Origin of the sequence: Olsenella absiana (assembly GCF_036408855.1) — a bacterium.
GTDB classification, from domain to species: domain Bacteria; phylum Actinomycetota; class Coriobacteriia; order Coriobacteriales; family Atopobiaceae; genus Olsenella_K; species Olsenella_K absiana.
In genome coordinates this window covers 1-25,868 of record NZ_JAZGJQ010000001.1, presented here as the reverse complement: position 1 = coordinate 25,868, position 25,868 = coordinate 1, and the positions used below count along the sequence as shown (strand labels likewise).

The following is a 25,868-nucleotide window of genomic DNA, read 5'->3' as shown; positions in this document are numbered from 1 at the left end:
GGGCAGCGCCGCCGCCCTTCGGACGCGCGGCGCAGGCAGCCAGAATCGCAGCGGAAAGGAACAACGATGGCTTCCCACATGAGCACCGACGCGACCCCCAGGACCTCCTCGGCCGACCTCACCGGCTTCACCGGCTTCAACCTGCCCCACGAGCTCGAGCCCATGAGCACCTGGGCCTACGTGGGCCTCACCATCCTCTACGCCGTCCCCGTGATCGGGTGGGTCTTCCTCATCGTGTTCTCCGTCTCGGGCAGAAACCTCAACCGCAGGAACTTCTCGCGCAGCATCCTGTTCTTCGACCTCGTCGCCCTCGCCGCCTACGCCGTCTGCGTCGTCCTCGGCGTGGCACAGCTCCCGACGAGCGCCCTCGACGCCGCCGGGGCGTCCTCGCTCCTCCAGGGGCTGCCCTTCTAGGAGGCCCTAGGCGCCGAGCGTCGGACCCAGCGAGGAGACGATCTCGTCGGCCCTCGCCTGGGTCCGCTCTATGTAGGCGGAAACGTCCGCCTCGGCCCCCGCGAAGGCGCCGCGCTTCTCGAAGGTCGCGATGATGCCCAGGTCCACCCTGGCGTCGCAGAGCTCGCCGAGCTCGTCCTGGGCCTTGCGCGAGGCCTCCGCCACGTTCCTGCGGTCCTCGTCGAGCAGGTCGCCGAGGTTCTCCGTCACGTAGCGGAGGCGCTTGATGCGCTTGCGCAGGGCGTGGGTCGCCTCGTCGTCGGTGAAGTCGCAGGTCTCCAGCCCCTCCTTGCAGGAGGCGTAGAGCGCGTCGAACTCCGCCCTGAAGTCCTCGACGCCGAGCCCGGCCGACTCGACCTCGGTCCTCCACTTGACGTTGCGCATCTCGTGCAGGGTCTCGCGTAGCTGCCGGCGCGTGTTGCGCCGCCTCAGGTAGCCGATGAGCCGCGTGCGCTCGTTGTCGCGCGCCTGCTCGCAGGCGAACAGGAAGGTGAGGTTGCCGGTCGAGCCCTCCCCCGCCGCACTGACCCGCTCGCACAGGCCGTCCAGCTCGCGCAGGAAGGAGCACGAGTGCTGGAAGTCCGCGAGAAGGGTGTCCAGCGCGATGTTCTGCCGGCGCTTCTGGAAGGGCCTGATGAAGGCCACGAGCGAGCGAGCGGTGCGCACGTTGACGCGGAACTTGTGGAGCGCCTCGGCCTCGCGCGGGTGCTCGAGCAGGTAGTCGAGGGAGGCCTCGATCCTCTTGGCGCACTTGGCGAGCCGCGACTCGACGGTGATGAGGGTCTCCCACCTCGACGCGTCAGGCCCCTGCACGAACCACTCGAGGACGGCGCCCTCCATCGTCTGGCCGGGGAAGACGATGCTCGCCGCCGCCCCCTTGTTGAAGCGGATCCTGTCGCCCGTGAGGTACTCGGTCAGCTGCTCCATGAAGGGCACGTGGCCCACGGCGACGACGGTGCCGGCCGAGAGGCGCAGCTCGGTGATGAAGAGGCCCACGTCCTGCGCGTAGAGGTCATCGTGCTGGGCGACGACGCCCCCGTCCTGGTGGAGGGCCTCCGCGAGCGCCTTGGCCGTCTGGCGGGCGCGCTTGGCGGGGCTCGTCCAGATCTGGACGCCCCGGCGGGGCTCGAGCAGCGAGAGCTCGCTGGGCAGCGCGTCCGTGAGGGCGCGCAGGCCCCCCTCGGTCAGCGGCCGCTCGAGGTCCGGCCCGTCGAAGGTATAGTCCGGGGCACCGTGCCTCACGAGAACGAGCCTAGAGATCATCTTGCTCACCTGCCGTGACGTCGCATGGTCGAATCCGGCGGGGCCCGGTCGCACGCCAGGCCCGCCACGCCTCAGATTATCCACCTGCCGCGGCGCGCGCGGAAGGCGGTCTGGCGCATCAGGAGTGAATCTTAACCGTCGTGCCCACGCTGACGAGGTCGAAGAGCTGCGCGGCCTTGTCGTACGGGAGGTTCACGCAGCCGTGGCTGCCGCCGGTCTGGTAGATGGAGCCGCCGAAGCTAGAGCGCCAGGTCGCGTCGTGCAGGCCGTACGAGCCGGCGTAGAAGGGCATCCAGTAGCTGACGTGGCTCTCGTAGTCGGGCTTGCCGTCCTTGTCCTCGTCCGCGCCCACGAGCGTGACGTTGGTCTCCTTGCTCTGGATCGCGAAAGTGCCCGTGGGGGTGTTGCGGCCCTGGCTGGTGTTGCCGGTGACGACGTAGCTCTCCCAGGTGACAGACCCGCTGGCGTCGTAGAGGCGCGCGTACTGGTTGGCCAGGTCGACGTCGAGGTAGGCGCCCGTGCCGTCCCAGGTTCCGGTCCCCATGCTCGAGGAGACCTGCCTGGGCTTCGCCTTGGCGCTCATGGGCACCTCGATGGCCGCAGAGCTCTCGCCCATGACGGCGCCCTCGATGTCGCGGGCGAGCTCCGCCGACTTCACGGTGTAGCTGTAGGTGTCGTCGGAGGAGGCGAAGCGGTCGGCCACGCCGGAGACGTAGCTCTCGACCTTGTCGGGGTCGAGGGAGACCTCGTAGTCGTCGCCGATGGTGATCCAGCCGCGGATGACGTCCTTGTCGACCGTGGCCTTGGTGCTGCCGTCCCTGGTGAGGGGCACCGTGACCGCGAGCATCCGGTTCGCCTTGTCCACGGCCGCGACGAGCTCGGGGGTCGTGGAGGTGACGCTCGGCCGCTCCACGGCGTCGTCGCCCAGGTCGGTCTGCTCGGAGAGGGAGCGCACGGAGTCGGCCGTCTGCGCGCTCACCGCGTCCTTGTCGACCACGCTGCCGGCCACCTCGGGGTTGATCACAAAGGCGCCCTGCTCGTCGCTGTAGATGATGGAGGCGTCCTGGGGGGACTCGGCGGTCTCGTTGTAGCTGTCGACCGCACTGGAGAGCGCCGCGTCGAGCTTGTCCTTATCGAAGCTCGTCGCCGCCTCGGAGATGTAGGAGTGGGACCCCGCGACCTCGAGCGGCCAGCGGTAGAGGTCCTGGGTCGCCTGGGCCATCGCCGCCTGGGCCGCCGCGGAGCCGTCGGTCGTGAAGCCGATCTGGTCGGCGGTCAGGGTGGTCGTGAAGTCGCCCACGGTGACCGTCTGGGTGTACCTCGAGCCCTCCTCGTCTATGAGGGCGGCGAGCTCGTCGGCGGTCTTGAGGCTCACGTCGATGCCGTTGACGGTCGTGTTGGGGAGGAAGTGCGTCGAGAAGTAGTGGACGCCGGCGGCGTAGGCGGTGCCGCTCGTGGCGAGAAGGGCGACGAGCACGCCGAGGGCGACCTTCGCCCCGCGGTGCCGGCGGCGCCCGGCCGAAGCCTGCCTCCTCCCGCGCCTGGAGGCGCTTCCGCGGGCCTCCGCCACCCTCAGCTTCTCAGCGCGCTTCTCCGCGCGCCGGGCCTTGCGCCCGGTCGCCTTCTTGCTCGCAAGGTGCTTGCCCTTAGGCTTTGCCACGATGAGCCCCTTAGGTCCGAGTGTCGTCCGTGCGCCCCCTGGGGGGGCCTGGTGTGTTCTGCTGCGTTTGGGGTGGGGCGAGAGCCCCGGCTGCCGCGAGGCAGCCGGGTAAGATTCTAAGGCTTCGGACGCCCGTGCGGGAGGCTCTCACAGAGACTGAAGAAACCGAGAAGGGCCGCGGGGCCGCGAAGGGGACGGCGACAGAAAGGGCGGGCGGCCACGTCCGTGTGCCGCCCGCCCTCTGTTACGTTTCTAGGCTCGGGTTGCTCGAGTCCCGATCGCCTGCACATCCAAGATCTGCGTCTCGTGATGGTCGCTCGCGGCTCCCGTCTCAGCATCTCCGGGCCGCTCCAGAGCCCTTTGGACTCCCCTCCTCAGCTCGTGCCGCCCCGCAGGTACGGCAACCTGCTATGGAAAGCTCGCCTTCGTGCGAGCAACGCGACTCTAGTCTCAGCTTTCTCAAGTAGGATTCGGACAGTCGAAAGAAGCGCGCCTGCTCGCGGAACCACCTGTGTCGCTCGTCTGAGCTGGGAGAAGACCGGGGCACTCACGCGAGAGTCTGCCGCCGGAAGAGACCTTAGGCGTCCTCGGGCAGGCGCGCGCTAGAACACTCGTCTGAGCCCATCGGACAACACCTCCTAGGTCTGCCGCCCACCGGGCGGACAACCGATTGGTCAACTACATTCTGCCCGTACGACGGGTCGAAGCCCCCTGCCCGGGGCGGGTGGTCCGGTTTCGTCGCCAGACGGCCATCAGATGTACTCGACCTCCTCGTAGCCGTCGTCCGGCAGGTAGATGCCGGGGTTGCCCTCCCAAACGACGACGCCGTCCACGATGAGCCTCTCCAGCCCTTCGGTGTGCTCGCAGACCTTCGCGACAGACGGAGCCGCATGGTGGACGTGGTCCGACTCGAACTGGATCTCGACAATCCTGCGCGGACGGATGGGGTAGCCGTCGTCGGTGCGGTCCGCGATCGGCGTTATCTCGAGCCCCATGATGTTGGTGACGGTGCGCCTCTCGTCGTCCTCCTCGAAGTCCGCGCTGGCCTCCTCCACGAAGGTCGAGAGCCGCGCGTGGGAGGTCGAGTGGAACGAGTCCTGCGCGGTCACATAGGTGTCGATGACCCCGTCGTTGTAGATGAGCGTGACCTTCATGTGCTTCCCCTTTCGGCCGAGGACGTGCTGAACCGACGGGGCGATGATACTTCAGGGCGCGCCTCCCCCCGCCCACGCATCCGCCACCATTCCGCGCACCTCGCCGAAGGGGGCTCGAAGGCACACGGCGGCGGCGCGCCGCCGGACCCGCCTACCGCACGACGGCGTCCACGACGCCGCACTCGCCCGCGAGCACCTTGGACGCCCCGCTCACGAGGCCTGCCAGCCCGGCGTTTATCTCGTCGATGCCGATGTCGCCGTACTCGCCGTTGATCCAGGAGCTGTAGGTGCCCAGCAGGCCCGAGGAGATGTAGTCCGCCACCATGAGTGTGCGCGCAGCGTTGTCCGCGTACTGCCTCACCAGGAAGTCCTTGATCTGGCTGCGGACCCGCCCCTTGAGCGGGCCGGTGAAGGCGGAGAGGCTCTGGGACTCCATGAGCTTCTGCACGAGGTCGCGGTTGTCCTGGATGAAGCCGCTGATCTGTTGCAGGACCGGCATGGGGTCCTCCACGAAGGAGAGGTCCATGACCTGCTCGACCAGGTTGGAGAGGGTCTCGGCGAGGGAGTCCATCAGCTGGTTCATCAGGGCCTCTATGCTCGAGAAGTGCGCGTAGAAGGTGCCCCTGTTGAGGTCTGCCCTGCGGGTGACGTCGGTCACCGTGATCTTGTCGTAGGGTTTCTCCGCGAGGAGCTGCACGAAGGCCTCCTCGAGCAGGCGGATGGAGCGCTCCGCGTTGCGGTTGCGGGCGCGGGGCCTCGGCTTGCCCGCCACCTCCCCGGCCCTTGCTGCGCCCGCCCCGGAGGCGGCGACGCGCGCGCCCCCGTCCGCGTGCGACCGGGCAGCGGACCTCACCGCAGCGAACGACCTCTCGAGACCCGCAATGCTGACCGCGTCCTCAGACATGGTCTCGCCTTCCCCTCCTACGAGGCGCGCCACCCGGCGCGACCCCTGCTCCTTCACAGGAACGGACACTTACAGCCCACAGTGTCGGTACGTACACATATCGGCGGCAACTGATCGTTTCTTCCGTTCTCGAACGATTCTACCCACAAAACGGAAAAATGTACAAGTGTCGAAAATGCCACGTGTGGCTATGTTTGTACAGGTGGTTTGATTTCAGGACCGATACGGCCCCTCTGGCGCACGTGGCCTCCGACATGGTTCGACAGGGTCGGTAGGGACCCTCTGGTAGGTCAGGAAAGGAAGGAACCGATGGAGAAACTCTTCAGGGGGGTGCTCAGGCACCGCGTGGTCGTGCTCTGCGCCTTCCTCGCGCTGACACTGGTGAACCTCGCCTGCATCCCGCGGGTGGTGATCGACGCCAACATGAGCGACTACCTCCCGACGAGCGCCAAGTCGTCCCAGGACCTCACGCTCATGAAGGGCGTCTACGGAAATGACATCCCCGACGCCCGCGTCTACGTGACGGGCATCTCCCAGCCGGAGGCGGAGAGGTTCGCGGACGAGCTCAAGGACGAGGACGCGGTCGTCTCAGTCTCCTGGCTCGGCAGCCAGGTCAACCTCGACGAGCCGATGGAGGTCCAGGACCAGGACACCATCAAGGACTGGTACGACGGCGACGGCTACCTCTTCCAGGCGGTGCTCTCCTCCAAGGCCGACCAGGCCGAGGTCGACCACATCCGCGCCATCGCGCAGGGCCTCGACGGCGCGCAGGGCGTCTACATCGACGGCTCGGCCGTCTCAGACGCAGCCAACCTCGCCTCCATCAACACCGACATGACCAAGATTATGGCGATCGCGGTTGTGGTCGTCTTCCTCATCGTGATGCTCAACACCACGAGCTACCTGCACCCCGTCGTGATGCTCCTCACGATAGGCATCGCGATCGTCCTCAACATGGGCACCAACATCTTCCGCGGCACGATCTCCTCGATCACGCAGCTCGTGGCCTCGGTGCTGCAGCTCGCGGTGTCGATGGACTACTCGATCGTGCTCCTCACCAACTTCGGGCGCTGCCGCGAGAACACAGACGACCAGTTCGAGGCCATGGTCGAGGCCATGACCAAGTCGTTCCCGGTCATCCTCTCCTCGGCGGCCGTCACGTTCTTCGGGTTCCTCTCACTCGCCGCCATGCAGTTCCTGATCGGCGCCGACATGGGCATCGCGCTCGCCAAGGGCATCGTGTGCTCGTTCTTCTCCATCACGCTGCTCATGCCCTGCGTCCTCTACATGATGCGCAACCTGGTGGAGAGGACCACGCACAGGCCGTTCATCAAGTCCTTCAAGCGGATGTCGCTCGTCTGCCACCGCTTCGCCGTGCCCGCCCTCGTCATCGCCCTCGTCTGCACGGTGCCGGCGCTCCTCGCCTCCAGCTCCGTGAGCTTCACCTACGGCTCCAGCTCCAACATCTCGGCGACCTCGCAGGTCAAGCTCGACGGCGACGTGATCGACAAGGCCTTCGGGGAGTCCCAGACTTGGGCCATCATGGTGCCCGAGGGCCGCTGGTCGGACGAGAACGCCCTCGTCGACGACCTCAAGGGCCTGCCCACGACCAAGAGCGTGCTCTCCTACGGCACGGTCGCGAGCTCCGCGCTGCCCTCCGAGCTGGGCGACGAGTCCGAGGTCAAGCAGCTCCTGAGCGGCGGCTTCAGCCGCATCGTGCTCACCTCCAAGATCCCGGACGAGTCCAAGGGGGCCTTCGACCTGGTGGACACCGTGCGCAGGATCTGCTCGGAGCACTACGGCGACGACTACCACCTGGTAGGCAACGCCGTGAGCTACTACGACATCCGCTCTGTCACCACCTCCGACAACCTCACCGTCAAGCTGGCCTCCATGCTCGCCATCGGCGCGGTCCTGCTCGTGATGTTCAAGTCCGTCTCCATCCCCGTCCTGCTCATCGCGGCCATCGAGGTCTCGATCTGGATCAACGAGGCGGTGCCCTACTTCACCGGGGAGACCATCAACTTCGTCGCCTTCCTCGTGATCGACGCGGTGCAGCTCGGCGCGGCCGTCGACTACGCGATCATCTACACCGAGGAGTACCTCGCCAGGCGGCGGCGCATGGGCAAACGCGAGGCCTCCGTCACCGCGATCGAGCACACCGCGCAGCCGATCATGACCTCGAGCTCCATCCTCATCCTCGCCTGCCTCGGCATCTACCTCTCCGTGAGCAGCCCGATGATCTCGCAGGTAGGCATGCTCATCGCCCGCGGAGCCCTCATCTCCGTCGTCGAGATCTTCTTCGTGCTCCCGCTGCTCTTCGAGGTCTTCGACTGGGTGGTCAGGCACACGAGCTACAAGATCGGCTTCCTCGTCGAGGACAAGGGACCCAAGGACGCAGACCAGGCGCCGGAGGCCGCGCGCTAGCGCGCCCCCAGGCCCGCGCACGGCAGCCCCGGGCGCGCGGCGCACACGACAGCAACATGACCCCGAAACGGAGTGATTCAAGATGACCAGCAGGAACGGCAGGAAGATGCAGGAGCTCTCGGGCGTCCCCAGCCTCGGCAGGAGGATCGCGGCCGGCGCCATCACGGCGGCGCTCGGCCTCTCCATGAGCGTCCCCTACGGCGCCGTCGAGGCGCTCGCCGAGGAGGCCACGACGGGCCCCTCCGACGCATCGAGCCAGGACGGCAGCGCCAGCCAGTCCGCCAAGAACGAGATCGTCTACACCAAGACCGACGCCTCCGGCGCGAGCCAGGGCGTCTACGTGGTCAACTCCTTCGACACCACGGACGCCGTCGACGTCTCCGACCCCGGCACCTACACCAGCGTCAAGAACCTCTCGACCTCCCAGCAGCTGACGAACGAGGGCGGCTCGGTCCAGCTCACCACCACGGCCGACAAGCCCTTCTACTACCAGGGCGACCTCGACTCCACGACCGCGCTCCCCTGGAAGGTGAGCCTCACCTACACGCTCGACGGCAAGCAGGTCTCGCCCGACGACCTCGCGGGCAAGAGCGGCAGGCTCGACATCGAGCTCAAGGTCGAGGGCGCAGACGACGACTCCGCCACCGCGGACTTCGCCAAGAGCTTCCTGCTGCAGGCGCAGGGCACCTTCCCCAAAGCGAACTTCAGGCTCGACGAGGCGCAAGACGCCACGACGGCCGAGGTCGGCAGCAACACCCTCGTCACCTACCTGGTGCTGCCCGGCTCGGACGGCGACTACCACATCACCGGCGACGCCCAGGACTTCACGTACGACGGCTGGCAGATAAGCGCGATGCCCCTCTCGCTCGCCATCGACGTGAACGACTACGACACCTCCGAGCTCACTGACGCCACGAGCGAGCTCGAGAGCGGCGTCGGCAAGCTCAACGACGGTGGCAAGTCCCTCGCGGCCGCCCTCGGCCTCATCAACGACGGGGCCGGCAGCGCGAGCGAGGGCTCGGCGTCCCTGGCCTCCGGGGCGTCGTCCGCCAAGGGCGGGTCGGCGGCGCTCGCCGAGGGCGCGGCCGAGCTCAAGGGCGGCACGGCATCCGCCGTCTCCGGCACGGCGCAGCTCGCCGCCGGGTCGGCCACGCTCACCCAGGGCGCCGGCTCCCTCGCCAGCGGGCTCTCTCAGCTCCAGGCCCAGGGCACGAGCCCCGTTGCCCAGGGCGCGAGCGACCTCAAGGACGGCACGGCCCAGGCGGTCGCCGGCACCGCCAGGCTCGCCGCGGGCGCGACCGAGCTCGCCTCGGGCACGAGCCAGCTCAAGGGTGGCGCCGCGGCGCTCAAGGCCAAGCTCCAGGACTCCCAGCAGGTGAGCCAGCTCAACCAGCTCAAGGAGGGCGCCGCGGCGGTCTCCGAGGGCACCCAGCAGCTGAGGAGCACCCTCGACTCCACGATACCGAGCATGCTCGGCTCCGCCAGCTCGAGCCTCGACCAGATCTCCAGCCGCCTCGACACCATCGACGGCGAGGTGGCGACCCTCGAGGCCCAGAGCTCCGAGGCGATGAAGACCGTCGGCGGCTACGCCACCAGCGCCAACGCTGACGGTTCCAAGGTCGCTCAGGACCTCCAGAAGCTCGGCTCCGACCTCCAGGGCATCTCGAGCGACCTCGGCTCCGCGGCAAGCTCCGCCCAGAGCGCGGCCGCGAGCGCCCAGGGCGCCGCGCAGACGGCGCAGGCGGCCGCCAGCGCCCAGGGCGACGTCTCCGGCAGCGCCTCCGCGGCCGCCAAGTCCGCCGGCGCCGCCGCCTCCGACATCAGCGCCGCCAGCTCGCAGCTCCAGGGCCTGCTCTCCGACCCGACCCTGACCGACGCGCAGAAGGCCGCCATCCAGAGCGCCCAGGGCTCGCTGGGCTCCGCGCAGACCAACGCGTCGAGCGCCCAGAGCTCGGCCACGAGCGCGGCCACCGCGGCTGCCCCCGCGGCCGAGAAGATCGGCTCGGCGGCCCAGGGCATCGGAAGCGCGGCGAGCGAGATCGGCTCGGCGGCCCAGTCCGTCGGCTCGGCGGCCAAGGCGGCGCAGTCCGTCTCCGCCGACGCCCAGTCCTTCTCCGCGGACGCGAGCGCCCTTGCGCAGGACCTGCAGAGCCTGCAGGCCAGCGCCGGCGGCATCTCCCAGATCACCCAGAGCGCGAGCGGCATCCTCGCCGAGTCCAGGGGCGTGGTCAAGGACTCCAAGTCCCTCGTGGGTGGCACGCAGCAGAGCCTCGCCCAGATGCAGGCGTCCATGCCCGGGCAGCTCGACAAGCTCGCCGGCGGGGCGGAGCAGGTGAGCGACGGCGTGTCCCAGCTGGTGGGCAGCCTCACGCAGCAGACCGACGCCAGCGGCAACCCCACCCTGCTCGGCGCAGCGACCGCCCTCGCCGAGGGCGCGGAGAAGGTCGACGGTGGCGCAAGCCAGCTCAAGGGCGGCATCGACACCCTCGGCTCGGGCGCGACCCAGCTCGACGACGGTGCCGCGAGGCTCGCGGCCGGCGCAAGCACCGTGGACGAGAAGGCCAAGGCAGCCGCGGCCGGCGCAGGCCAGCTCTCCCAGGGCGCCCAGGCGCTCGAGGCCGGCATCGACACGCTGCGCTCAGGCTCCACGCAGCTCGACGACGGCGCCGCAAGGCTCGCGAGCGGCGCCTCGACGCTCGACGACGGCATGGGGACCCTCGCCGACGGCGCCGACACCCTCTCCAGCGGCCTCGCCACCCTCGCTGACGGCACCTCCCAGGCCTACGACGGCTCCAACACGCTCTCGGACGGCCTCCAGCAGCTCGCGGACTCCGTCGACGGCATGGACCAGAAGGTGCTCGACAAGCTGCAGGACACGATCGACGAGAAGCTAGGCCGGGGCTACAAGCTCCACTCCTTCGTCGACCCCGCCAACACCGACGTCAACGAGGTCGAGTTCGTCTACGTCGTCTCCGGCGTCTCGAAGCCGGACGACACGACTGGCGCGTCCTCGGACGACTCCGCGTCCACCTCGAGCGACCAGGGGGGCCAGTCGTTCCTCGACCGACTCGCCGCGCTCTTCTCCCATGACAGGCAGGACGACTAGCCTCGCCTGACGCGCGAAGGCGCCACTGGGCATCGCCTCGTCTCGCGCCGCCGGACACCTTCCTCCGACGGCGCAGGGCCGGCCGGGAACCCTACCCCCGACCGGCCCTTTTCTGTGCCTAGGGCCCCGGTGAGCCGGGCACGCCCCACGCGCGGCCCTAGCGCCTCCTGAGCACCAGGTAGGCGTTGAGGGAGCCCGTCCGGCCGTCGGAGCGGAAGCGGTCTGCGACCTCGACCCCGCAGCCGAGGTCGCAGACCAGGGCGTCCACCTCGTCTCCGGAGAAGCTGTGGCAGTAGCGCCAGGCGCCGGGCACCCCCTGCCACCCGAGCAGGTAGTCGCCCTCGCCGAGCGACCCCGCGCCGAGGCCGAGCTCCGAGGCGGCCTCGGCGGTCGTGCGGCGAGCGCGCTCGGCGAGGCCGGCGTCGCTCATGAAGCGCCAGAGGGAGACGCAGCAGGTCCCTCCCGGCGCGAGGCGCGCTGCGAGCGCGCGCAGCAGCCGGAGGCGCGCCGCGAAGGTCGGCACGTGGTGCAGAAAGCCGAAGCAGGCGACGAGGTCCTGCTCGCCTGCGCCCCCGAGGGCGACGTCCAGGGCGCAGGGTGCGCGGTCGTCGAGGAGGGCGCAGACGAGGTCGGCGCCCACGAGCCTCGCCTCCCAGCCAGCGGGCGGCGCCCAGCCCCGCGCCAGCTCGGGGCAGGAGTCCACCCCCCGGTAGCGCACGGGCTCCCCGGGAAGCTCGTCTGCGAGGAAGCGCGCGAGGCGGAGGTTGCCGCAGGCGACGTCGAGCACCCGGAGCGGACCCGTGCCCGGCGCGCCGGAGGCCAGGCCCGCGTCCGCGAGGCAGCGCCGCCACCCCGGCCAGGGCGATCGGCGCGTAGAGGAGAAGGACGTCGCCTGCTCGCTGTAGAAGCGGGCGTTGACCTCGTCCATCAGCAGGGCGCAGTCGCGCCCCATGTCCCGCGCCGGCGCCCCGTCGCCACCCGCACCGGGAGGCCGGCGCCCCTGTCTCTTCTCGTCCATGACGTGATTCTAGCAAGGCCGCGCCGGGCGTCGGGCCGGCGCGGCCGGCCGCTATAATGCACACCCATGGAGGAACTACTGCTCGACATACTCGAACGCCTGCGCCGCGAGCCCGGCCGCGCCCTCGGCCCGGCGGAGCTCGACCGCATCATCCGCGCGCACAACCGCGGCGTCCACGACAACGCGCGCCACCTCTCCAAGCGCCAGGTCCTCCCCTACTACCTGCACGTGCGCGAGGCCGACCCGGCACGCTGGTCCTCCTGGGAAGTCGACTGCGAGCTCGAGCGGCGGCTCGTGGAGACGCTGCGCCTGAAGCCGCGGCGCACCGCCTCGGGCGTCGCGACCGTCACGGTCCTCACCCGGCCCGCCCCCTGCTCCGGCAGCTGCGTCTTCTGTCCCAACGACGTGCGCATGCCCAAGAGCTACCTCCACCGCGAGCCCGCCTGCCGCCGGGCGGAGCAGGGCTTCTTCGACCCCTACCTCCAGGTCCACGCCCGCCTCAGGGCCCTCTCGCAGATGGGCCACCCGACCGACAAGGTCGAGCTCATCGTGCTCGGCGGCACGTGGAGCGACTACCCGCGCGCCTACCAGGTGTGGTTCGTCCGGGAGCTCTTCCGCGCCGTCAACGACTGGCCCGGCGGCGACGGGGAGGCCGAGCGCCTCCGGGCCCTCTACCGCGAGGCCGGGCTGACGGACGACGCGGAGGAGCTCGCCGAGCGCGTCCGCCCGACGCAGGAGCTGGTCGACGCCGGCAGGCTCTCCTACAACGACGCGGTGCGGCGCCTCTGGGGCCCGGGCGGCGACGGCGCGGCCGAGGGAGCGCGCGCCCTTCTCGCCCGCCAGACCGCGACCCTCGACGAGCTCGCCCGCGAGCACGCGCGCAACGAGGGGGCGACGCACCGGGTGGTCGGCCTCGTCGTGGAGACCCGCCCCGACGCCGTCACGCCGGAGTGCCTGAGGCTCCTCCGCCGCCTCGGCTGCACCAAGGTCCAGATTGGCGTCCAGAGCACCCGCGAGGACGCGCTTGCCGCCAACGGGCGCAACACCAGCCTGGAGGAGGTCAGGCGCGCCTTCGCCCTGATCAGGCTCTACGGCTTCAAGATCCACTCCCACCTGATGCTCAACCTCGTGGGCGCGACGCCCGAGCTCGACCGCCGGGACTTCTCCGCCCTCGTCTCCGACCCCGCCCTCAGGCCGGACGAGGTCAAGCTCTACCCGTGCGCACTCGTCCCCGGCACGCGGCTGGTCGCCCTCTACGACCGCGGCGCATGGCGGCCGTACACGGTGGAGGAGCTCGTCGACGTCCTGGTGGCAGACGTCCTCGCCACCCCGCCCTACATGCGGATCTCCCGCATGATCAGGGACATAGGCGCGGACGACATCCTCGTGGGCAACAAGCACGCCAACCTGCGCCAGCTCGTGGACGAGAAGATCCGCGCCTCCGGGCTCTCCCGGCGCGTCCGCGAGATCCGCTACCGGGAGATCGCGCGCAGGGAGGTCGACCTCTCCCGCCTCGAGCTCGTCGACGTCCCCTACGAGACGGACGTCACGCGTGAGCGCTTCCTCGAATGGGTCACGCCCGAGGGGCGCATCGCCGGCTTCCTGCGCCTCTCCCTGCCCCGGTGGGAGCGGCTCCGCACGGACGAGCTCGCCACCAGGCCGGGAGACGCGATGATCCGGGAGGTCCACGTCTACGGCGAGGCGGCCCACCTCGGGCGCGCGGACGCCTCGGCCCAACACCGAGGGCTCGGCCGCGCCCTCGTCGAGCGCGCCGCGAGCATTGCCGCCGAGGAGGGCTACGCGGGGCTCTGCGTGGTCAGCTCCATCGGCACGCGGGGCTACTACAGGGGGCTCGGCTTCGTGGACGACGGCCTCTACCAGCGAAGGGACCTCTCGGCCGCGCCCGTGGCCCCCGCCGGCGAGCCGCAGGTCGCGCGTGGCGCGCGCCCGTAGCGCGGCGGCCGCGTTTCCAAACGAGGTACCCCCGTGTTTCCAAATCAAGTCACTTTGGCGCCCCGAGCGCATCTGTGGCAATCTAGCCACAACGCATCGGAAGGGCCGATGCACACGGTCGAGGGACAACGTCATGTCTAACGTTGAGGTTGCAATAGCACAGGCCGCCTGGCGCGCGCGTCGCGCCACGAGCGATCGCCACGCGCAGCTACTCGCCTCCCTCGACCTACGCCTAGCGCTATAGGGTCCCCCAGCGACCCGGCGCGCCGGCACGCGCTCCGCCCAGCCCCCTAGGGCAGGCGTCTGCAGCACGACCTCGCCGGCGGCGACGACTCGGAGCGCCCCGCCCCGGGCAGGCACCAAGCGGCCAGCACCACCCATCCCTCGCAACCTCACCGTAGAAGACGCACGTCCCTCGGCCACGAACCCAAGAGGACCACGACCGAGAGGATCTGCCATGACTCGCAAGATCGACATCTTCGACACCACCCTGCGCGACGGCGAGCAGTCGCCCGGCGCCTCCATGAACACCGAGGAGAAGCTCGTCATCGCCCAGCAGCTGCTCCGCATGCACGTCGACGTCATCGAGGCGGGCTTCCCCATCTCCTCGCCCGGCGACTTCCGCTCCGTGCAGGAGATCGGCCGCCTGGCGGGCGACGACGCGGTCGTCGTCGGCCTGACGCGCGCCGTCGACAAGGACATCGACCGCGCGGCCGAGGCCCTCTCGACCGCCAAGCGCCCGCGCATCCACACGGGCCTGGGCGTCTCCCCGCAGCACCTGCGCGAGAAGCTCCGCATCAGCGAGGACGAGTGCGTCGAGCGCGCGATCCACTGCGTCAAGTACGCCAAGCGCTACGTCGAGGACGTCGAGTTCTACGCCGAGGACGCCGGCCGCGCCGACCAGAAGTTCCTCGAGCGCGTGATCCAGGCGGCCGTCGACGCCGGCGCCACCGTCGTCAACATCCCCGACACCACCGGCTACCAGATGCCCGATGACTTCGGTGCCCGCATCAAGGGCCTCGCCGACAACGTGCGCGGCATCGAGAACGTGACGATCTCCGTCCACACCCACAACGACCTCGGCATGGCCACGGCTCTCGCCCTGGCCGGCGTCAAGAACGGCGCCACGCAGATCGAGTGCACGATCAACGGCCTGGGCGAGCGCGCCGGCAACACCGCGCTCGAGGAGGTCGTCATGGCCATCAAGATGCACGGCGACGAGCTCGACGCCCACACCGGCGTGGTCACGCAGGAGCTCACCCGCGCGAGCCACCTCGTCAGCCGCATCACCGGCATGAACGTACAGGCCAACAAGGCCATCGTGGGCGCCAACGCCTTCGCGCACTCCTCCGGCATCCACCAGGACGGCGTGCTCAAGGCACGCGACACCTACGAGATCATCAACCCCGAGGACGTGGGCGCCGCGGGCTCCGAGATCATCCTCTCCGCGCGCAGCGGCCACGCGGCGCTCAAGCACCGCCTCGCCGAGCTCGGCTACACCTTCTCCGAGGACGAGTACGACGACATTTACAAGCGCTTCCTCGAGATCGCGGACCAGAAGAAGGAGGTCTACGACGAGGACCTGGAGTCGATGGTGCAGGAGCGCCAGCGCGAGGTGAGCGCCGTCTACACCCTGGACGCGCTGCAGGTCACCTGCGGCGATCCGCTGGTGCCCACCGCCACCGCCACGATCACCGACGAGGTCGGCGCCCAGCACGTGGTCTGCGCCACCGGCACCGGCCCCGTCGACGCCGCCTACAAGGCCATCGACGAGGTCGTCGCCATCCACGGCGACCTGCAGGAGTTCGCAGTCAAGGCGGTCACCCGCGGCATCGACGCCCTCGGCGAGGTCACGGTGCGCATCCAGGCCGACGACGGCCGCGTCTTCACCGGCCGTGGCTCGGACAACGACATCGTCGTGTCCTCCGCCAAGGCCTACGTCAACGCGATCAACCGCATGATCTCGACGCAGCGCTCGCGCGAGGACAAGGGCGCGCAGGCGAGGTAGCACGACGGACGCCCGGGCCTGGCAGGCACCGGGAGGCAGCAGGGCGGCGCCGCTCCGAGGGCGGCGCCGCCCCACCTAGAGAGGGACGACATGACTAGACCCATGACCATGGCCGAGAAGATCCTCGCCGACCACGCAGGCCTCGACGAGGTGGTCCCCGGCCAGCTCATCGAGTGCGACCTGGACGGCGTGCTCGCCAACGACATCACCGCGCCCATCGCGATCAAGACGGTCCGCGAGCTGGGGGCAGGCGTGTGGGACCGCGAGAGGATCTTCCTCGTACCCGACCACTACTCCCCCAACAAGGACATCAAGAGCGCGGAGCAGACCAAGGTCACGCGCGACTTCGCGCACGAGATGGGCATCACCCACTACTTCGAGCAGGGATGCATGGGCATCGAGCACGCCCTTCTCCCCGAGAAGGGCATCGTGGGCCCCGGCGACCTCGTCATCGGCGCTGACTCCCACACCTGCACCTACGGCGGCATCGGCGCCTTCTCGACCGGCGTGGGCTCCACGGACGCGGGCGTGGGCATGGCGACCGGCCGCGCCTGGTTCAAGGTGCCGGAGACCATCCGCTTCGAGATTGACGGCGAGCTGCCGGCCGGCGCCAGCGCCAAGGACGTCATCCTCTACGTGATCGGCAAGATCGGCGTGGACGGCGCGCTCTACTGCGCCATGGAGTTCGCCGGCTCGACCGTCGACTCCCTCTCCGTCGAGGGGCGCCTGACCATCGCCAACATGGCGATCGAGGCTGGCGGCAAGGCGGGCCTCTTCGAGGTGGACGACGTCGCGCGCGCCTGGCTCGCCCGGCGCTGCGAGCGCCCGTACAAGGAGTACCACGCGGACGCGAACGCCACCTACAAGAAGGTCATCCACATCGACGCCGCCGACATCGTGCCGCAGGTCTCCTGGCCGCACCTCCCGAGCAACACCCACCCCGTGGCCGAGAGCCGCCACATCACCATCGACCAGGCCGTCATCGGCTCGTGCACCAACGGGCGCATCGAGGACATGCGCGCGGCGGCCGACGTCCTGCGCGGCCGGACCGTCGACCCATCCGTCCGCTGCATCGTCATCCCCGCGACCCAGGGCGTGTGGCTGCAGTGCGTGCACGAGGGCCTCATGGACGTCTTCATCGACGCCCACTGCGTGGTCTCGACGCCGACCTGCGGCCCCTGCCTCGGCGGCTACATGGGCATCCTCGCGGCCGGCGAGCGCTGCGTGAGCTCGACCAACCGCAACTTCGTGGGCCGCATGGGCGACCCGACCAGCGAGGTCTACCTCGCCAGCCCCGCCGTCGCAGCCGCCTCGGCCGTGGCCGGCCACATCGCGCTGCCGGACGACCTCGACTAGGCGCGCCACCTTAGGCACCCACCCACAAAGGAGAAGAACATGCAGTTCAAGGGCAACGCCTTCCGCTACGGGCGCGACGTCGACACCGACGTCATCATCCCCGCGCGCTACCTCAACACCTCCGACCCCGCCCAGCTCGCCGCCCACTGCCTCGAGGACCTGGACGCCACCTTCCGCGAGCGCGTCCGGCCCGGCGACGTCATCGTCGCCGAGGAGAACTTCGGCTGCGGCTCCTCCCGCGAGCACGCGCCCGTGGCCATCAAGGCGGCAGGGGTCTCCGTCGTGATCGCGAAGAGCTTCGCGCGCATCTTCTACCGCAACGCCATCAACATCGGCCTGCCGATCATCGAGTGCCCCGAGGCCGTCGACGCCATCGCCGACGGTGACGTCGTGAGCGTCGACGCCGACACGGGCGTCGTGCGCGACGAGACGAGCGGCAAGAGCTTCCAGGCACAGCCGTTCCCGCCGTTCATCCAGGAGATCATCAACGAGGGCGGCCTGGTCGCGAGGACCAGGAAGCTCCTCGCCGAGAGGGAGGCCTAGCCATGGCGAGCAGGACCTACAGGATCGTCACGCTTCCGGGCGACGGGATCGGCCCGGAGATCATGGCCGAGGCCAAGCGCGTGCTCGCCAGCGTCGGCAGGGCGTACGACGTCGAGTTCGCCTGCGAGGACCACCTGATCGGCGGCGCCGCCATCGACGCCACCCGCGCCGCGGGCGGCCCCGTCTCCGCCCTGCCCGACGAGACCCTCGAGGCCGCGCGCGCGGCTGACGCGGTCCTTCTGGCCGCGGTGGGCGGCCCCAAGTGGAACGACACCACGCCGGGCGCCGTCAGGCCCGAGCAGGGGCTCCTCGCCATCCGCAAGCAGCTGGGCCTCTACCTCAACCTGCGCCCGGTGCGCGTCTACGACGCGCTCGCCCAGGCGAGCTCGATCAAGCCCGAGCTCCTCAAGGGGGTCGACGTCCTCATCGTGCGCGAGCTCACGGGCGGCCTCTACTTCGGCAGGCACGAGCGCAACCACGACGTGCCGGGCGCGGCCATGGGCGGCGGCGCTGGCGACACGGCGCTCGACTCCATGGAGTACAGCGAGCTCGAGATCGAGCGCGTGGTGAGGTGGGCCTTCGACGCCGCGGAGCGCCGCCGCGGCCACGTGACCTCGGTCGACAAGGCCAACGTGCTCGAGACCTCCCGCCTGTGGCGCGAGGTCGCCCACCGCGTCGCCTCTGAGCACCCCTCCGTCGAGAGCGAGGACATGCTCGTCGACAACACGGCCATGCAGCTCGTGGCCCGGCCGGCCCAGTTCGACGTGATGGTGACCGAGAACACCTTCGGCGACATCCTCTCCGATGAGGCGAGCATGCTCACGGGCTCGCTTGGCATGCTCGCCTCCGCCTCCCTCGGCGACGGCACCGCGCTCTACGAGCCAAGCCACGGCTCGGCGCCCGACATCGCGGGCAGGGGCATCGCCAACCCGATCGCCCAGGTCCTCTCCGTAGAACTCATGCTCCGCTACAGCTTCGGCATGGACGAGGCCGCAGACGCCCTCGCCGGCGCCGTCGACGACGTGCTCGCCGCCGGCTGGCGCACGGCCGACATCGCCGAGGAGACCACGCCCGAGGAGCGTCGCCTCTCGACCAGCCAGATGGGCGACAGGCTCATCGAGGCCTTCGAGGCGCGCGCGACGCGCCAGGGTCGCTAGCGCCGCCCGGGCCGCCGGGACGTCGCGCCCCGGCGGCCCGGGTCGTGGAGGCCTCGTGCAGACCGAATGTCTGCGTCTCGGTAGCATATAATCCCGCGCCGCTGGGCATAATGGGGGCATGAGAGAAAGCGAAGCCCGCGACCGCGGGCAGGAAGCGAGGGTCACCATGGCAGAGGTAACCATCACCATCGACAACTTCGAGAAGGAAGTCCTCCAGTCCGACGTCCCGGTCCTGGTCGACTTCTGGGCGCCCTGGTGCGGCCCGTGCCGCGCGCTCGGCCCGGTGATCGAGGAGATCGCGGGCGAGGTGGCCGGCAGGGCCAAGGTCGGCAAGGTCAACGTCGACGAGGAGCCCGAGCTCGCGCGCAAGTTCAGGGTCATGAGCATCCCCTCCCTCTTCGTCTTCGAGGGCGGTCAGATCAAGGCCAGCAAGGTGGGCGCTCAGCCCAAGGACGTCATCCTCTCCATGCTCGACTGACGCTCAGGCGAGGCGGGGTCATCCGGCAGGGGCCGGGTCGTGGCAAAGGTCGCGGCCCGGCCCCTGCCCGTATGCGGGGCCCGCGCGAGGAGCGCCCGCGCGGGCCCGGCGCCGGCAGCGCCCCCCGCAAGCCCTTCTCCGCCAGCGCGCCCCCCGAAGTCGTCTGACCGAGGAATCCGCACCTCACGCGCACTGCGAAACGCCAACCACCGATGGCCGACGCGTCCGAACACTATGATGTTGGGCTGACATCGTCCCGTGATAACCTAATCGCCCAGCGCGAGTCCCCGCCCGGCGCGGGACGGCGCGCCCCCCACCGGGCCCGTCCGGCGCTGGCCCCGAGACCAGGGAGCTAGACAGATGAACTGGAACACCATCCCCACCTTCGACGACGAGAACGCCAAGGTAGTCCGGCACGACGACACCCCCTTCGGGGCGCCCCTCGTCGAGGTCCTCTACGGCGCGACCGACGCCGAGGGCAACCCCGTCGCCCCCACCGAGGGCAGCGACGAGGACGGCCACGGCACCTGGGCGGCCCTCGAGGTGGCAGGCGAGTACCGCCTGCTCTCCTGGAGGCGCCCGGCGTCGGAGGGTGGCGGCACCGAGTTCGGCTTCGGGATGGCCACGGACCCGAGGCCCGTCCTCGAGGCGGACATCGCCAAGAAGGAGGGCCTCGTCGAGCGCATGCAGCAGCTCCTCGACGGCGGGGACTACCACGGCGGCGGAAGCGTCCTGCGCCAGACGATGGACGAGTGGCGCGCCACGCCCAACTGGCACACGCCGCGCGAGGACGAGCTCTGGGAGGAGTTCCAGTCCCGGCGCAAGGCCTTCTACGACAGGCGCTCCTCCGCCCGCGAGGAGACGGCCGAGAGGAAGCGCGCCCTCATAGGACAGGCCAAGTCCCTCGCCGACTCCACCGAGTGGAAGGCCACGGCGGAGAGGTTCCACGAGCTCATGGACCAGTGGAAGGCGGCGGGGTCCGCCGGCCACGAGGAGGACGAGCGCCTCTGGGAGCAGTACAACTCCTACCAGCACGCCTTCTACAACCATCGCTCGGAGCACTACCAGCAGATGCGCGCCGAGCACGCCGCCAACAAGAAGGCCAAGCAGGCCCTCATCGCAGAGGCCCGCGAGGTCGTCCAGCCCACCGCCGATTGGTCGCCGAGGCAGTGGAAGGAGGCCAACGCCCGCATGCGCGACCTCATGGGCGCATGGAAGCAGGTCGGACCGGTCGACCGCGAGGACTCCGACAGGCTCTGGAACGAGTTCAACGGGCTGAGGCAGAAGTTCTTCGACGCCCAGCACGCCCACCACGAGGAGGTCGAGGCGCAGCAGGACGCCAACGCCGCAGGCAAGCAGGAGCTCATCGAGACCGCGCGGCGCATCGCCGCGGCCGAGGACTACTCCGCCGAGGCCACCCAACAGATGCGCGACCTCGACGTGAGGTGGAAGGCCCTGGGCTACGCCGGCAGTGCCAGGAACGACGCCCTGTGGGACGAGTTCCGCACGGCCAAGGAGTCGTTCTGGGACGCGAGGCGCGCCCACAACGACGAGCGCCACGCGCAGTGGCTCCAGAAGACCCAGGAGGCGCTCGAGCGCAAGCGCGGGCAGATCGCGAGCCTGAACGACCAGATCGAGCGCCTGCAGAGCAGGATCGACCACGCGACGGTGATGGTCAGCGAGTCCAGGCTCAACGAGTGGGCCGGCTGGATAGACGAGAAGAAGGAGCGCATCGCCGAGCTCGAGCGCCAGGTCGCAGACATCGAGCAGAAGCTCAAGTAGGCGAGAAGGACGTCGGGCAGGCGGAGGGCCCCAGCCGACCTCGGTCGGCTGGGGCCCTCTCGGCAATCTGGGCGGCAAGGCCGGCCGGACGCCCCCCGCTAGATCCTCTCCATCGCGGCGCTCACCTGCTGGTACCAGGCGTCCGCAGAGGCGCCGCAGTAGCGCGCCGCCATGGACCTGCTCGCCGTGAGGCCGTAACCTCCCTCCGCCATCGCGGAGGAGTAGGACGCAGCCATGCCCGAGACGTGCGCCCGGATGGCGCTCTCCCAGTCGGACCAGCCGATGCCGCCCCAGCCCCAGGCGTTATGTGACGCGTAGCAGACCGACCCCTTGCCGCTCTCCACCTCGGCGATCGCGGGCGAGAGCCTCGGGTCCACGCCGGCCGCAAGCGCCGACCTCGCGAACGTCTCGCCGTAGCCCTCGAGCGGGGACCCCGCGAGGTAGGCGTCTATGCGCGCCGTCCACGTGGCGAGCTCCTCGTCCTTCTCGCGCTCGGCGGCAGCCGCCTCGTCCCGCTCGCGCCGCGCCTCGACCTTGGCAAAGTAGGCGTCCCGTGCACCCTGGGCCAGGTCGCCGGCGACGTCTACCACCTGCAGCGCGCCCGAGGAGGCGACCTCGTCCGCCGTCGCACCCCCCTCTCCCTGCGTCGCCTGCGGATCGCGGGAACCTTGCGTCGCCTGGGCCTGGACGAGGGGGCCGAGGGGCGCGAGGGAGAGCGCGAGCGCGCCTGCGAGCAGGACGCGCGAAAGGGACTTGCGAGGGCTGGGGGTGGCTGCCATGTGCCTCCATCGTCGGTCCGATAGATGAGCGATGCAACGGAGCGCAGCGGCTACCGGCGCATCGTCGGAAGTTCATGCATCTTGTTCTACCCGCGCGATGTGGACGTCGCGTCCAGACGGACCTCGACTCCCGGATGCGCACACGAACTCCACGCCGGACACCCGGGCACTCCGCGCCAGGTGCGCGCAGGTCGTCGGACGAGTACGCACAAAAGAAGCGGGGCACCTCCCGGTGCCCCGCCGTCATTCTTAGCTGTTCATTGGACTCACGACTCGAATCTGGTCCTCGAACTTCTGCCTTGCGCCTAACAATGCGCTGCTTCCGGCTATTCGATTGTAAGACAGCGTCTCATCGGGTGACGCTCCCTCTGCTGGTGCGCCGGTTCTTCCGCCTGTCTCTCGACTATCGCGATCTCGTATCGCGTATTGAAGCCAAGTACCGCAGGCTTAGAAATCAGAGGCGGGACACGCGACGACTACCACAGAGCCAAACCTTTCTATCTCCTCTGTGTCCATCGGCATCGCCTCCCTCGGTCGGGCAACCCCTCTTGGGGCTGCGCTTCTGTTACTGCCTTTCATATACCCGTTGTGGCCGCCCTCATTCATCGACGCCGCCCGCTCGCGCGGACGGTGGCATTTCCTCCGTGGACGGCGCGCCCGCTCGAGTACCCCGGCCTACTTGTGGACCCAGACGACGTCCCCCACGTGCAGGAGCCCGTAGAGCTCGGCGGCCCTGGCGACGGGCAGGTTGATGCAACCGTGGCTCCCGTTGGTCTTGTAGATCTCGCCGCCGAAGGTCGAGCGCCAGGACGCGTCGTGCAGGGCGTAGGCGTTGCCGATGAAGGGCATCCAGTAGCTGACGAAGCTCTGGTAGTCCGGCTGGCCGTCGCCGTCCTCGTCGCCGCCGACCAGGACCGTGTCCGTGGTCTTGTTGCCGTTGACCTCGTACGTCCCCGTGGGGGTGTCCCTCCCCTCGCTTGCGTCACCGGAGACGAAGGCGGACTCCCAGACGCAGGTGCCGTCCGCGTCGAAGAGGCGCGCGTACTGCGCGTCGAGGTCGACGTCCACGTAGCGGCCGCGCGACGGGTCCCAGCCCCCCTTCGCCCAGGCGGCGTCCTTGGAGAGGCCCGACGAGTTCCTCTTGGAGACCAGCGGTGCCTCGATGGGGTCGAGGTCGCCCTGGGCCAGGTGATCTGACATCAGCTCCGCGAGCCCGTCGACGTCCAGGCTGTAGTCGTTCTCGTCGTCGGACGAGGCGAAGTAGGGCTTCACGTAGTACGTGAGGTAGGTGCGCACGGCATCCTCGTCCACGCTGACCCTGTCGTCCTCGATCGAGACCCAGCGTCTGAGCGACGTCGTCACCTTGTACTTGGTCTCCCCGTCCGAGGTGATCTCCAGCTCACCCGTGCGCACGCGGTTGATGGCGTCGGCGGCCTCGTGGAGGCTCTCGCAGTCATCGAGCGTCGCCGGCCGCTCGACCTCGGCGGGGTCGAGCTCAACGGTCTCGGAGAGCGACCCCACGCCCGCCTCGAACGCGCGCGTCACGGCCTCTGGGTCGAGCACGGTGCCCGAGACGCTGCCGCTCACCACGTAGCTCCCGCTCGCGGCGTCGAAGGTGACGTGGGCGTCGGTCTCGTCCATGCTGGACTCGTTGTAAGACTCGACCGCTCCCTCCACCACGGACGCGAGCGCGTCGGCGTCGAAGCTCACGCCCTCGTCGCCTACGTAGGTGTGCCTGCGGAAAGCCTCGACCGGCCAGGCGAGCGCGTTCTCCCTGGAGAGCGCCTCGCCCGTGAGCGCCGCGCCGTCCCGCGCGAGGCCGACCTGGGCACCCGTAACCGTGAGCGTGAAGTCGCCCTCCGCAGCGCTGATCGCGTAGGCCCCCGCCTCTCGCGAGATGGTCGCGACGACCTCCTCGGCGGACTGGCCGGAGACATCGCGGCCGTTCAGCGTCGTGTTGGGGAAGAAGTGCGAGGAGTAGAAGAGCGCGCCGCCTACGTAGGCGCCCACGACGGCGCAGACGGCGGCGACGCCACCCGCGACCCTCCGGTTCCTCCTCGAGGTCTCGCGCCTCGTGGGCTCCGCGGCCTGCTCCTCCGTGACGAGGGGGCACTCGTCGCCCAGGTAGTCGGCGTCGATGCGCGGAGCGCCCTCCGAGGGCTCGATGACCTCGGACTCGGCCGAGGTCTCCGGCTCGGGTTCCGGCTCCGCCTCGGGCTCCTGCTCGGGTTCCGGCTCGGGCCCCGCTTCGGGCTCCAGCTCCAGTTCGGACTCCGGCTCGGGCCCCGCTTCGAACTCCGCCTCAGGCTCCGGTCCGGGCTCCGGCTCCGCCTCAGGCTCCTGCTCGGGCTCCGCCTCAAGCTCCGGCTCGGGCCCCTGCACGGACTCAGGCCCCACCTCTGGCGCGGGCGCCTCGGCGGCCTCGTCCGCGACGGGCCTCGTCGAGGTGCCGCGGATGGCCTGGAGCCACTGGGGGACGGCGCCGGGCGACTTGGGGCCCGCCGTCGCACGGCGGTAGCGTGCCATCGTCCTGCGGTCGAGCCGGGGAAGCGGGATGGTCGTCTCCGCCTCGATGACCTGCGAGAGGTCGGCGGTGTCGCCCAGCGGGTCGTCCCCGGGGGCCTCGGGCTCCCCCGTGCCGGAGGCACCGAGGGCATCCTCGGGCCTGCCTGTGTCCTTGTCCGTCAAAGCGCGCTCCCTCGGGTACCCTGTGGCGGGGCTGCGTCCCGCCCGCTGCGGATCGGGTCATGCTTCCCCATCCTACCCGATGGGAAATCGCCTGGCCGAACATCAAACGATGCACAGAACCGCACGGCTGCCGTGGCCTGCGACGGGCCGCGCCGAGCGCTAGGGCCTCGCCCCCGAGCCCTCCAGGCTCAGGCTCTCGCCCGGGCGCAGCAGCAGCGGGTTGGGCGCGAGCCGCGCGAACTTCTCGGCCTGCTCCTCCCCGTAGGGAACGACCGGCTTCAGGTGGATGGGGATGTTGTGCTTGGCCCCGATGACGCGCGCGCACGCGGCGGCGCCCGCGACGTCCATGTTGTAGATGCCGTCCCCGGGCAGCAGGGCATAGTCTATCCCCATGCCGGACAGCGTGAGGCTCATCTGGCGCGTCTCCGAGGTGTCGCCCGCGCAGTAGACGAGCACGCCGTCCATCCACACGAGGTAGCCGACGCACTCGTCGATTGGGTGGTTCTCGTTGAAGGCGACCGTGGCCTGGACCGTGACGTCCGCGAGGGAGCGCCTGAGGTACTCCCCGCGCCTGGGGTGCAGGTCGAAGTTCTCCCACACGACGCAGCCCGGCTTGCGCGCGGGCAGGTCGGTCGCGGTGTGGTCGTAGTGCTGGTGCGTCACCAGGATGAGGTCCGCCGAGACGCCGTAGGTGCTCGTGCCCTTGGCGCCGGTGGGGTCCATGTAGGGGTCGACGTAGACGACGGTGCCCGCGGCGCTCGTCAGGCGCAGGCTGCCGTGACCCTGGTAGAGAAGCTCGGCCATGCTCTCCTCCTCTGTGAGCCGCCCTGCTCGGCTGGGCGGCCAGATGGGACAAGGACGTGATATATGCAGAGGTATACGTCACCTGTGGCCGTCCGGACCGCTCCCGTAGGCGGGCGGTCGCCCTCCGGGCCCGGCCTCGGGGCGGTCGCCCGCTGGGCGCGCCCCCGAGCCGGGCGCGGTTCCGTCAAGTATCTTTCGCAAATGTCTTCTGACCCCCTATGTCGGCAGGACTTGCTTGCGGCTTCCTAGTCCGTGCTAACGCTCCTCTCGTCCCAGTGGTCCAGCAACGACATGTCGAGGTACCTCCTCTTGCCCCAGTTCCCGTCCGCCACGTA

At 69.8% G+C, this 25,868-nt stretch carries 18 protein-coding genes; 10 read left to right on the top strand and 8 right to left on the bottom strand.

Annotated elements, in window-relative coordinates; translation table 11 throughout:
* Window positions 1-78 precede the first annotated feature (78 nt).
* Window positions 79-414 carry a hypothetical protein gene (locus VXJ25_RS00090; protein ID WP_330957165.1) on the top strand — a complete coding sequence of 112 codons (336 nt, stop codon included), beginning with the start codon at window positions 79-81 and terminating at the stop codon, window positions 412-414.
* Between the two features lie 6 nt (window positions 415-420).
* Here the strand turns inward: VXJ25_RS00090 and VXJ25_RS00085 are convergent, their stop codons facing one another.
* From VXJ25_RS00085 to VXJ25_RS00070, 4 genes are all read right to left on the bottom strand, one after another.
* Window positions 421-1,716 (bottom strand): CHAD domain-containing protein, encoded by a 1,296-nt coding sequence (locus VXJ25_RS00085; protein WP_330957164.1) that lies wholly within the window; start codon window positions 1,714-1,716, stop codon window positions 421-423.
* Window positions 1,717-1,834: 118 nt separating this feature from the next.
* On the bottom strand, window positions 1,835-3,376 hold the full coding sequence (locus VXJ25_RS00080) for a L,D-transpeptidase (protein ID WP_330957163.1): 1,542 nt from the start codon (window positions 3,374-3,376) through the stop codon (window positions 1,835-1,837).
* 752 nt (window positions 3,377-4,128) lie between these two features.
* Window positions 4,129-4,530 (bottom strand): hypothetical protein, encoded by a 402-nt coding sequence (locus VXJ25_RS00075; RefSeq protein WP_330957162.1) that lies wholly within the window; start codon window positions 4,528-4,530, stop codon window positions 4,129-4,131.
* A gap of 151 nt (window positions 4,531-4,681) precedes the next feature.
* Complete coding sequence (locus VXJ25_RS00070) at window positions 4,682-5,434, bottom strand: TetR/AcrR family transcriptional regulator (protein WP_330957161.1); 753 nt, start codon at window positions 5,432-5,434, stop codon at window positions 4,682-4,684.
* 309 nt (window positions 5,435-5,743) lie between these two features.
* On the opposite strand from VXJ25_RS00070, the gene VXJ25_RS00065 reads away from it, so the two are divergent.
* Together VXJ25_RS00065 and VXJ25_RS00060 are read left to right on the top strand one after the other, a co-directional pair.
* Window positions 5,744-7,861, top strand: a complete 2,118-nt coding sequence (locus VXJ25_RS00065) for an efflux RND transporter permease subunit (RefSeq protein WP_330957160.1) — start codon at window positions 5,744-5,746, stop codon at window positions 7,859-7,861.
* A gap of 82 nt (window positions 7,862-7,943) precedes the next feature.
* Entirely contained in the window at window positions 7,944-10,967 is a 3,024-nt protein-coding gene (locus VXJ25_RS00060; RefSeq protein WP_330957159.1) for a hypothetical protein, read from the top strand.
* A 157-nt stretch (window positions 10,968-11,124) separates the two neighbouring features.
* Here the strand turns inward: VXJ25_RS00060 and VXJ25_RS00055 are convergent, their stop codons facing one another.
* On the bottom strand, window positions 11,125-11,985 hold the full coding sequence (locus VXJ25_RS00055) for a class I SAM-dependent methyltransferase (RefSeq protein ID WP_330957158.1): 861 nt from the start codon (window positions 11,983-11,985) through the stop codon (window positions 11,125-11,127).
* A gap of 66 nt (window positions 11,986-12,051) precedes the next feature.
* Here VXJ25_RS00055 and VXJ25_RS00050 point away from each other — a divergent pair, with 66 nt between their 5' ends.
* The 7 genes from VXJ25_RS00050 (at window position 12,052) to VXJ25_RS00020 (ending at window position 21,262) form a co-directional block, all read left to right on the top strand.
* Window positions 12,052-13,938, top strand: a complete 1,887-nt coding sequence (locus VXJ25_RS00050; protein WP_330957157.1) for an elongator complex protein 3 — start codon at window positions 12,052-12,054, stop codon at window positions 13,936-13,938.
* A gap of 457 nt (window positions 13,939-14,395) precedes the next feature.
* A complete protein-coding gene (locus VXJ25_RS00045; RefSeq protein ID WP_330957156.1) occupies window positions 14,396-15,946 on the top strand; it encodes a 2-isopropylmalate synthase in 1,551 nt (516 codons plus the stop codon).
* Between the two features lie 90 nt (window positions 15,947-16,036).
* Entirely contained in the window at window positions 16,037-17,302 is a 1,266-nt protein-coding gene (gene leuC / locus VXJ25_RS00040; protein WP_330957155.1) for a 3-isopropylmalate dehydratase large subunit, read from the top strand.
* 39 nt (window positions 17,303-17,341) lie between these two features.
* On the top strand, window positions 17,342-17,845 hold the full coding sequence (leuD, locus tag VXJ25_RS00035) for a 3-isopropylmalate dehydratase small subunit (RefSeq protein WP_330957154.1): 504 nt from the start codon (window positions 17,342-17,344) through the stop codon (window positions 17,843-17,845).
* 2 nt (window positions 17,846-17,847) lie between these two features.
* Complete coding sequence (leuB, locus tag VXJ25_RS00030) at window positions 17,848-19,002, top strand: 3-isopropylmalate dehydrogenase (protein ID WP_330957153.1); 1,155 nt, start codon at window positions 17,848-17,850, stop codon at window positions 19,000-19,002.
* 166 nt (window positions 19,003-19,168) lie between these two features.
* Window positions 19,169-19,480, top strand: coding sequence for a thioredoxin (gene trxA, locus VXJ25_RS00025; protein ID WP_330957152.1), 312 nt, complete (start codon window positions 19,169-19,171; stop codon window positions 19,478-19,480).
* A 360-nt stretch (window positions 19,481-19,840) separates the two neighbouring features.
* Window positions 19,841-21,262, top strand: coding sequence for a DUF349 domain-containing protein (locus VXJ25_RS00020; RefSeq protein WP_330957151.1), 1,422 nt, complete (start codon window positions 19,841-19,843; stop codon window positions 21,260-21,262).
* A 98-nt stretch (window positions 21,263-21,360) separates the two neighbouring features.
* Here VXJ25_RS00020 and VXJ25_RS00015 read toward each other — a convergent pair whose 3' ends face one another.
* From VXJ25_RS00015 to VXJ25_RS00005, 3 genes are all read right to left on the bottom strand, one after another.
* Window positions 21,361-22,041 carry a hypothetical protein gene (locus VXJ25_RS00015; RefSeq protein WP_330957150.1) on the bottom strand — a complete coding sequence of 227 codons (681 nt, stop codon included), beginning with the start codon at window positions 22,039-22,041 and terminating at the stop codon, window positions 21,361-21,363.
* A 675-nt stretch (window positions 22,042-22,716) separates the two neighbouring features.
* Entirely contained in the window at window positions 22,717-24,729 is a 2,013-nt protein-coding gene (locus VXJ25_RS00010; RefSeq protein WP_330957149.1) for a L,D-transpeptidase, read from the bottom strand.
* Between the two features lie 159 nt (window positions 24,730-24,888).
* Window positions 24,889-25,533 carry an MBL fold metallo-hydrolase gene (locus VXJ25_RS00005; protein WP_330957148.1) on the bottom strand — a complete coding sequence of 215 codons (645 nt, stop codon included), beginning with the start codon at window positions 25,531-25,533 and terminating at the stop codon, window positions 24,889-24,891.
* Between the last annotated feature and the right edge of the window lie 335 nt (window positions 25,534-25,868).